This is a genomic window from Frankia sp. AiPs1 (assembly GCF_023716945.1).
Lineage (GTDB): Bacteria > Actinomycetota > Actinomycetes > Frankiales > Frankiaceae > Frankia.
In genome coordinates this window covers 1-8600 of the sequence record NZ_JAMQQF010000236.1, presented here as the reverse complement: position 1 = coordinate 8600, position 8600 = coordinate 1, and the positions used below count along the sequence as shown (strand labels likewise).

At 73.4% G+C, this 8600-nt stretch carries 9 protein-coding genes, 1 pseudogene and 1 riboswitch; of the genes and pseudogenes, 9 read left to right on the top strand and 1 reads right to left on the bottom strand.

The features are described from left to right. Positions 1–1076: protein kinase (locus ND748_RS19005; RefSeq protein WP_251747343.1), on the bottom strand; the 1076-nt coding region annotated here is incomplete at its 3' end. A gap of 428 nt (positions 1077–1504) precedes the next feature. Then, a riboswitch (TPP riboswitch) is annotated at positions 1505–1619 on the top strand. On the opposite strand from ND748_RS19005, the gene ND748_RS19000 reads away from it, so the two are divergent. The 9 genes and pseudogenes from ND748_RS19000 to ND748_RS34695 form a co-directional block, all read left to right on the top strand. Beyond that, positions 1614–2588 carry a thiazole synthase gene (locus tag ND748_RS19000; RefSeq protein ID WP_285902363.1) on the top strand — a complete coding sequence of 325 codons (975 nt, stop codon included), beginning with the start codon at positions 1614–1616 and terminating at the stop codon, positions 2586–2588. It overlaps the preceding riboswitch by 6 nt. Next, positions 2585–3829 (top strand): 2-iminoacetate synthase ThiH, encoded by a 1245-nt coding sequence (gene thiH, locus ND748_RS18995; protein ID WP_251747341.1) that lies wholly within the window; start codon positions 2585–2587, stop codon positions 3827–3829. Before ND748_RS19000 ends, thiH begins: the two co-directional genes overlap by 4 nt. A gap of 279 nt (positions 3830–4108) precedes the next feature. Further along, a complete protein-coding gene (locus ND748_RS18990) occupies positions 4109–5752 on the top strand; it encodes a Gfo/Idh/MocA family protein (protein ID WP_374215973.1) in 1644 nt (547 codons plus the stop codon). Between the two features lie 149 nt (positions 5753–5901). Then, on the top strand, positions 5902–6225 hold the full coding sequence (locus tag ND748_RS18985) for an Rv2175c family DNA-binding protein (RefSeq protein WP_374215974.1): 324 nt from the start codon (positions 5902–5904) through the stop codon (positions 6223–6225). 180 nt (positions 6226–6405) lie between these two features. Next, on the top strand, positions 6406–6669 hold the full coding sequence (gene thiS / locus ND748_RS18980; RefSeq protein ID WP_251747331.1) for a sulfur carrier protein ThiS: 264 nt from the start codon (positions 6406–6408) through the stop codon (positions 6667–6669). Positions 6670–6784: 115 nt separating this feature from the next. Then, positions 6785–7435, top strand: coding sequence for a thiamine phosphate synthase (locus ND748_RS18975; protein WP_251747345.1), 651 nt, complete (start codon positions 6785–6787; stop codon positions 7433–7435). A gap of 10 nt (positions 7436–7445) precedes the next feature. Continuing rightward, positions 7446–7823 (top strand): lycopene cyclase domain-containing protein, encoded by a 378-nt coding sequence (locus ND748_RS18970; protein WP_251747329.1) that lies wholly within the window; start codon positions 7446–7448, stop codon positions 7821–7823. After that, the gene (locus ND748_RS18965; RefSeq protein WP_251747327.1) at positions 7820–8158 is read left to right on the top strand and encodes a lycopene cyclase domain-containing protein; all 339 of its coding nucleotides are present in this window, start codon (positions 7820–7822) and stop codon (positions 8156–8158) included. The genes ND748_RS18970 and ND748_RS18965 overlap by 4 nt, the downstream gene beginning before the upstream one ends. Before the next feature lie 240 nt (positions 8159–8398). Continuing rightward, positions 8399–8600: pseudogene (locus ND748_RS34695) on the top strand (hypothetical protein); the annotation flags it as partial.

The following is an 8600-nucleotide window of genomic DNA, read 5'->3' as shown; positions in this document are numbered from 1 at the left end:
GCGTACGGCGGCCCGGCGCCCGGGTCGTGCGCCGCGAGGCCCGCTCTCGGCCGCCCCGACTTCGCGTCGGTGAACGCAGCGGCGCCGTGCGGATCGTCGTAGCCGGTGTCGTAGCCGGTGGACTGGAAGGAGCGGGTGTGGCCGGGCCCCGGGTTGTCGGGGGGCGGCCCCATCAGGCCGATCCGCTCGACCTCGTCGGTGAAGCCGGTCTGGTAGGCGTCCGGCGCGGGCAGGTACGGGCCGATGCGGTGCAGCTCGTCGAGCAGCGCCGCGCCGTCGGCGGGGCGGCGGGACGGGTCGCGCGCCGTGGCCCGCAGCACGAGGCCGTCGAGCTCCGCCGGCACGCCCTCGACGATGGTGGACGGCGCCGGCACGTCGCCGTGGACGGACTGGTAGGCCATCGACATCGCGGTCGCGCCGCTGTGCGGAAGATGGCCGGTCAGCGACTCGAACAGCACGACCCCGGCGGCGTAGACGTCGCTGCGGGTGTCGGCGGTGCCGAGGGTCACCTGTTCGGGCGCGAGGTACCCGACGGTGCCCATCACCACCCCGTCGGTGAGTGCCTGGGTGGGCTGGCCCAGCGGGCGGGCCAGGCCGAAGTCGGCGACCTTCACCTGGCCGTCGTCGCCGAGCAGGATGTTCTCGGGCTTGATGTCGCGGTGGATGATGCCCGCGTCGTGCGCGGCGGCGAGCGCCTCCATCACGGGCTCGATGATCTCGACGGCCTCGGCGACCGGCAGCCGCCCCCGGGTGCCCAGGTGCTGGCGCAACGACCGGCCGCGCACCAGCTCCATGACCAGGTAGTTGATCAGACCTGCCGGGGTGTGGTCGGAGCCCTGGTCGAGCACGGAGACGACCCGGGGGGTGTTCAGCCGCGCCACGGCCTTGGCCTCGCGGTGGAAACGGCTGACGAACTCCGGGTCGTGGTTGAGGTTGGGATGCATGACCTTGAGAGCGACGAGCCGGTCCAGCCGGTTGTCGTGTGCGACGTACACCGTCGCCATGCCGCCGACGGCGAGTCGTTCCTGCGCCGTGTAGCGGCCGTCGAGAAGCCGACCTATGACGGGGTCGGCCACGGTGGCATCCACGAGAGACAGTTTACGATCGCCGCCGAACCATGCCGCTACCGGAGCCACGCGGCGTTAGTTCCGGATTGGCCGCGCAGCGGTGGCGAACGCATCGGCATGGCTGCGAACGTGGCGTTGCCTATCGCCGAACAAGCCGATGGCGCCGGTTGAATCCCTGACCGAGCGGGTATGCGGCGTCCGCGCTGCGCGGATCCGCCGCGGTGCACGGATACCGCCGGATCCGTCCCGGCCGGCGATGGGCGTGCCCCGACACGTCGGAGTCGTCGCCGTCCGTGAGGACGATGAGCGCGAGACGTCGCCCGTCGGGGTGCCGCCCCCGATCCGTGGGTCCCCGATCCGTGGGCCCCCGGTCCGGCCGCCGCCCGTGGGCGACGTCATCGATCCGCACTCGGTGGCGGTTGCGGGCCGGCTAGACTGGGATTGCACCGGGGAGCCCGTGGACATGGGCTGAGAGGCCGGCCAGGAACACCGTCGGCGACCCGCATACCCGATCGCGGTCATGCGCGCGTGGGGAGGATGGTCATCATGTCGCAGGTTCCGTCAGATCGCGCCCGTCGAACGTCGGAGTCGTCCCGGCCGCCCGGCCTCGCGGCGACCGGCGCCGTCGAGCCGGTCGAGAGCGATGAGCTCGTGATCGCCGCCCGCCCCTACGGCAGCCGCCTGCTGGTCGGCACGGGCAAGTTCGCGGCTCACGAGGTGATGCGCGACAGCCTGCTGGCCTCCGGCGCCGAGATCGTGACGGTCGCGTTGCGCCGGGTCGACCTCGCCCGCGCCGGTGCGGGCGACGTGCTCGACTTCGTCCCGCCGGGGATGACGCTGCTGCCCAACACCTCCGGTGCCACGGACGCGGCGCAGGCGCTGCGGCTGGCCCGGCTGGGCCGCGCCGCCACCGGCACCGGCCTGGTCAAGCTGGAGGTCACCCCGGACCCGCGGACGCTGGCCCCGGATCCGATCGAGACCCTGCGCGCCGCCGAGCTCATGGTCGCCGACGGCTTCACCGTCCTGCCGTACTGCTCGGCGGACCCGGTGCTGGCCCGCCGCCTGGAGGAGGCCGGCTGCGCCACGGTCATGCCGCTCGGTAGCTGGATCGGCTCGAACCGCGGGCTGCGCACCCGGGACGCGATCGAGGCGATCGTGGCGGGCGCGGGCGTGCCGGTGATCGTCGACGCCGGCCTCGGGGTGCCCTCCGACGCGGCGGAGGCCATGGAGATCGGCGCGGCCGCGGTGCTGGTCAACACGGCCATCGCGGTGGCGGCCGACCCGGTGCGGATGGCCCGGGCCTTCGCACTGGCGACCATCGCCGGGCGGCTGGGCTACCTGGCCGGGCAGGCCGGGCCTGGGACGGCCGCCGCGGCATCCGCGTCCTCGCCGCTCACCGGCTTCCTCGGCACCCCGGTCCAGGCGGCCTTCCCGACCGCCTCGGCCCCTGCGACCGCCTCGGCAGGCTCCGCGGCTTGCGGCAACGCCGATGCCGATGCCGATGACAGGGTGGCCGGGTGAGCGCGCCGCCGGGGGAGTTCGCCCGCGAGCTTGCCGCGCTGGACCTGTCCGGCCTGTCCGAGCGGTCGCGGCGCGCGACGCCGGCGGAGGTCGACGAGGTGCTGCGCCGGGTCGTTCCCGGTCCGGGTGGCCGGGGCGAGCCGGCGCCGGGGCGGGTCGGCCTCGACGAGCTGGCCGTTCTGCTCTCGCCGGCCGCGACCGGTCGGTTGGAGGAGCTCGCGCTCGCCGCCCGGGCGACCACGCTGCGCCGCTTCGGCCGAGCTGTGCGCCTGTTCGCCCCGCTGTACGTCTCGAACGCCTGCCTGTCGTCCTGCACCTACTGCGGCTTCGCCAAGGGCCTACCGGTCGCGCGGCGCACGCTCAGCGTCGACGAGGTGGCGGCCGAGGGTCGGCTGCTGGCCGAGCGGGGCTTTCGCCACGTGCTGCTGGTCGCCGGGGAACACCGCGTCGAGGTGTCCGCCGACTACCTCGTCGCCGTGGTGGAGCGGCTGCGGCCGGTGTTCCCCTCGCTGTCGATCGAGACGCAGACCTGGTCGGACGACACCTACACCCGGCTGGTGCGGGCCGGGCTGGAGGGCGTCGTCCACTACCAGGAGACCTACGACCGGGCCCGTTACGCGCAGGTGCACGTCGCGGGCTGGAAACGCGACTACGACCGCCGGCTTTCGTCGTTCGAGCGGGCCGCGGGCGCCGGGGCACGCCGGCTCGGGATCGGCGCGCTGCTCGGCCTCGCGCCGGACTGGCGGGCCGACGTGCTCGCCCTGGCCGCCCACGCCTCGTTCCTGTCACGGCGGTACTGGCGAACCGAGGTGTCGGTCGCGCTGCCGCGGATCAAGCCCAGTGCCAGCGAGTTTCCGCCGGTCGTCGTCGTTTCCGACGCCGAGTTCGTGCAGGCGTACGCGGCCCTGCGGCTGTTCGAGCCCGACCTCGCGCTGACGCTGTCCACCCGGGAGCCGGCGGCGATGCGCGACGGCCTGGTCCGTATCGCCGTGACGACGATGAGCGCGGGTTCCTCCACCGAGCCCGGCGGCTACGGTTCGCCGGGTACCGCGCAGGAGCAGTTCTCGATCTCGGACGAGCGCCCGCCGGCCGAGGTCGCCGCGATGCTCGTCGCGGCCGGCTACGAGCCGGTGTGGAAGGACGCATTCCCCCTCGTCGATCCGACCGCAGGCCCTCCCGCCGACCGGCTCACCGGCGGTCCCCACGCCGAGTCGCCGGCGCAGCGGGCGGCGCTGGGCTGAGGCCCGCCCGCCGACATTGCCGCGGTGGCGGCGGAACTCGACGCCGCCGGTGCAGAGCACTCCGCCCAAGGCTTCCCGTTCGGAACCCGACCCGGCGGAGCCGGCCCGGATGATGCCGGCGCTAACGCGCTGTTCTGCGTGCGGACGGTGCCGATGCAATTCCCCCATGCGCGTTTTGAGGGTAGATGTGGCGCACTGTTCGTAATGTCGAGAGGGCCTGCTCCGCCCTTCTCGACCCGAATGATGGCACGTGTCGGTAAGACCACTAGAGTGCCGGGCGTGCCTCGCATTCACCTGGTGTCGAACCTGCCCGGGGTGAACGCGCTCGGCGACCATCTGCGCGCAGCGGGTCTCGGCCCGACCTCGGCACGGTCGGCGGACGCGCTTCTCGTCCTCATCGATCGTCCCCTCGACCACGTCGAGCAGGAGCTGCTCGACCGCGCCCGGCAGTCCGTCCCGGTGCTGCTGGCCGGCCCAACCGTGCGCGCCCTGCCCGCCGACAGCCCGCTGGTGGAGGCGTCCGGCCTCATCCCCGGCCGGGCGACGCCCCCCTACGAGCTGCGGTTGCAGGCCGGGCCGCAGGGCAGCGCGATCATGGCCCGAGCAGGCGACTTCCGACCCCGGGAGAGCTGGGTCATCCCGGAGAAGGTCGCCGACGACGTCGAGCGGCTGCTGCTGATCCGCCACGAGATGGGCGAATTTCCCGTCTGCACCTGGCGGCCGGCGACGGGGCTCGGCATGTTCACCCTGGGCACGGGTGCCGCCGTGCTCGGCGACCCGGCCTACCACCGGCTCGTCGGGCGGTGGCTGCGGCACTGTCTCGGCGTGCTTGACGCGCCGCCGGTCGGCGTCGGCCTGCTCGGCACCCCCGACACCACCGCGGCCCACCACGCGGGCCTCGACGCGACCGAGGGGCTGGAGCTGACCGCCCTGTGTGACGGCGGCCCGGGTCGCGCTCCCGCGCATGCCGCAGGTCGGCTGCCCCGCCGGGTCGAGGACCCCGACGACCTGGTGAACGACCCCGAGCTCGGTGTGGTCGTCGTCGCCACCCCGACGCACACCCACCTCGAGTGGGCCGGGCGAGCGTTGGAGGCAGGCAAGCACGTGGTCGTGCAGGCGCCGCTGTGCCTGGCGACACCCGACGCCGACCAGCTCGCCGAACTCGCGGCCGAGAGGTCCCTGCTGCTCGCCGTCTACCCGGAGGGTCGGACCGACCCCGGCTATCACGCGCTGCGGGCGGCCGTCGGCCGTGGCGCGATCGGCGAGCCGCTGCGGCTGGAAGTGCACCGCGGCGGGCTGCGCCGACCCGCCGGGACCTGGCGCGACGACGAGCGCATCAGCGGCGGCCAGCTCCACGACCGCGGCGCCGCCGGCGTCGACCAGGTGCTCGCCCTCGTCGACGAGCCGGTCGAGTGGGTCAGCGCCGCGGAGCTCAAACGGGTCTGGTACCACGTCAGCAACGCCGACCACAGCCGGCTGTTGCTGCGCTTCGCGAACGGTGCGGAGGCGCAGATCACCGTCTCCGACCTGACGGTGGCGGCCCGCCCGAGCCTCGAGGTACTCGGCAGCACGGGCACGCTGATCCTCGACGACGCCTTCGCCGCGAACCTCGAGCCGTTCGACGGTGGGCCCGCCGCCACGGGCCGGCACGCCGGCCGGCGGGGCGCGCCGGACGACGACGCGGCCGGTGCGGTCTCGTTGCTGCTCACCACCTATGACGGTGTCCGGACCCGCTATCCGCTGCCGGCGCCCGGGCCGGCCTGGGGCGGCACGGAGGCGTTCTACCGCGACCTCGCCGACAGTCTGGTCTCCGGTTGGCCCCTCGCGGGTTACGGCGTCGAGGCGGCCCGCCCGGTGATCGCGGTGCTCGAGGCGGCGGTGCATTCGGTGGCCACCGGCGGCGCGCAGGTCGTGCCGCTGTGATCGTGCCGCTGTGATCGTGCCGCTGTGATCGTGCGGTTGTGATCGTGTGTCGGCGCCGGACGTCGCCGGGACTGGCGAGGTCACGGGTGGTACGGAACCCCGCCGGCACCCCACGACGCCGATCCGGACTTGGGTGTTTACTGTTGACCATGGATTGGCTGACCCTGCCTGACGCTGCGACGCAGTTGCAGGTTCCCGTGACCAAAGTTCGTCAGATGGTGCGCGATCGAACGTTGCTGGCCCGGCGGGAGGGAGGCGTCCTGCGGGTGCCGGCGGAGTTCATCGGCGACGGCGAGTTGGTCAAGGGCCTGCCCGGCCTGCTCACGCTCCTCGCCGACGCGGGGTTCACCGACGACGAGGCCCTCGACTGGCTGTTTCGGGAGGATCCGAGCCTGCCCGGCACCCCGATTCGGGCGCTCGTCGAGGACCGCGGCAAGGAGGTCAAGCGGCGAGCCCAGGCCCTCGCCTACTGACCGGGCAGCGTGGCCGCGGGCCCGCTGTGGCCGTGGGCCCGGTGTGGTCGCGGGCCCGGCGTCGTCGTGGGTCGGCGTCGTCGTGGGTCGGCGTCGTCCGGGGTCCGGCGTGGTCGTGCGTACTTCGCCGTGCTGAGCTTCCAGGCTGTTGTGGGCTGCCGGCTCCCGTAGGGTCGGGACATGGTCGATCGCCCGCCGCCCGCCTCGGCGTCGGCGCCCACCCCGCCGACGGGACCTGCCCAGGCACAGGTCGTCGTCAACGGCGCTCTCCGCGTGGTCGCGGACGGCCAGCCGCTGCCCGACCTGCTCGCCGAGCTCGGCCTACGGCCCGGTTCGGTGGTCGTCGAACGTAACGGGGTGGCGCTCACCCCGTCGGAGTTGTCCGGCATCCGGCTCGCGGATGGTGACACCTTGGAGATCGTGCGTGCCGTCGCCGGAGGATGAGTTGACCACAACGGGACCGACACCCACAACGGGACCGACACCCCCCGCCGACGCGGGGGACGGGTCGGCAGGGGACGGGCGGCCGGCGGCGGGCGCAGCGGCACGGGCGGACCGGTTGCGGCGGCTGGCCGACGCCCGGTTGTATCTCTGCACGCCGCGGCGGGCCGAGTTCGGCCCGTTCCTCGACGCCGTGATCGGCCCCGCCGGCCGCGGCGGCGTCGACCTGGTGCAGCTGCGCGAGAAGAGCCTTGAATGGGCCGACGAGGTGCGCGGCCTGCGCGAGATCCAGGCGGCCGGCGTCGGCCGGGACACCCTCGTCAGCGCCAACGACCGCGCCGACCTCGCCGCGTTCACCGGAGTCGACATTCTGCACGTCGGCCAGGACGACGTGCCGCCTGCCTTCGCCCGCCGGCTGGTCGGCCCGGACGTCCTGATCGGCCAGTCGACGCACAGTCCCGAGCAGTTCCTGGCGGCACTGGCCGACCCGGACGTCGACTACGTGTGCGTCGGCCCGGTGCACGCGACGCCGACCAAACAGGGGCGTCCACCGGTCGGGCTCGGGCTGCCCCGGCTCGCCGCCCGCCACGCCCCGCCGTTCGAACCGGGCGCAAAACCCTGGTTCGTCACCGGCGGGGTCGGTCCGGACACCCTCGACGACATCCTCGCCACGGGGGCCCGCCGGGTGGTCGTGGTGCGAGCGCTGACCGCCGCCGAGGATCCCGCCGCCGGCGCCGCCGCGCTCGCCCGGCGGCTGCGGACAGCCTGAGTGGCAGCTCGTGCGGCACCTGAGCTACCTCGCCGTCCTGGTTGGCTGCCTGCTCGGCACGGCGCCGCTCGAACTGTTCCTGGGTACCAGGGTCTACGTCCGTCCTCGTCGCCTGCTGCTGACGTTGCTGCCCGTCGTCGCGATCTTCGCCGGCTGGGATGTGTACGCCATCGCAGCCGGTCACTGGAGTTTTGACCCGCGCAGCGTCACCGGCGTGCGGCTACCCGGCCGCCTGCCTCTGGACGAGCTGCTGTTCTTTCTCGTGGTTCCCGTCTGCGCGGTGATAACCCTGGAGGCCGTCCGGTCGGTGCGCGGTTGGCCGGCTGGTGACGAGCCGGCGGACGACTGCGCCGCCGAGTCCACCGACCCCGGGGGCCCGGGCGGATGAGCTACACGGCGCTGGCGATCCTCGGAGTCGCCGTGGCGGTCGCCGCGGATCTGTGGCTCCTGCGCACCCGGCTGCTGACCCGGCGGATCTTCTGGGTCTCGTATGGGATCATCGTCGCCTTCCAGCTGCTCGCCAACGGGATCCTGACCGGATTCGGCATCGTCGTCTACGATCCGGGCGCGATCCTGGGGCTGCGGATCGCGTACGCCCCGGTCGAGGATCTGCTCTTCGGCTTCGCACTCGTCACCCACACGCTTACCTGGTGGGTCTGGTGGGGTCGTCGGCTGGGCCGGTCACCCCGGCGCCGCCCCGCCCCCGCCGATCGGCACAAATAGCCACGTTGCGTTACATTTGCGAAACTCAATGAAATCTCGCCGCACTCCGTGACGGAAACGAGTGAATTGACCCCCTGGAGGTCATCCGTCGGCTTAATCTCGACCGTGATGACGCATGACGTTGCGGGGGGCCCGGGTTCGGCGGGGCGGCACCGTTCTCCCTGGGGTAAGCCGGGCAGGATTCTGCCCATCCGGTGGGGACGCATCATCGCCGTAGTGGTCGCATTGGCGCTGGCGGTTGTGAGTCTGGTGCTTATCCGTGGTCGATTGGCCGGGGATGGCCGCGCCGCCGGGCCGATCAACCGGTCCCACGTCCCGAGCGCCCCGTTCGCGTCGAGCGCGCAGGGACCCTCGGACGTGCTGACCGCCCCGCTGGCGACTCGCCGCCCGAGCTCGACCCCGGCTACGTCCTCGACTCCCGCGGCCGGCATCGCCGCCGCGA

Excerpts from the sequence above, each read along its gene's own strand:
- ND748_RS19000 (WP_285902363.1), top strand. The coding sequence starts at position 1,614 with ATGTCGCAGGTTCCGTCAGATCGCGCCCGTCGAACGTCGGAGTCGTCC.
- ND748_RS18985 (WP_374215974.1), top strand. The coding sequence starts at position 5,902 with ATGGATTGGCTGACCCTGCCTGACGCTGCGACGCAGTTGCAGGTTCCC.
- thiS (WP_251747331.1), top strand. The coding sequence starts at position 6,406 with ATGGTCGATCGCCCGCCGCCCGCCTCGGCGTCGGCGCCCACCCCGCCG.
- ND748_RS18965 (WP_251747327.1), top strand. The coding sequence starts at position 7,820 with ATGAGCTACACGGCGCTGGCGATCCTCGGAGTCGCCGTGGCGGTCGCC.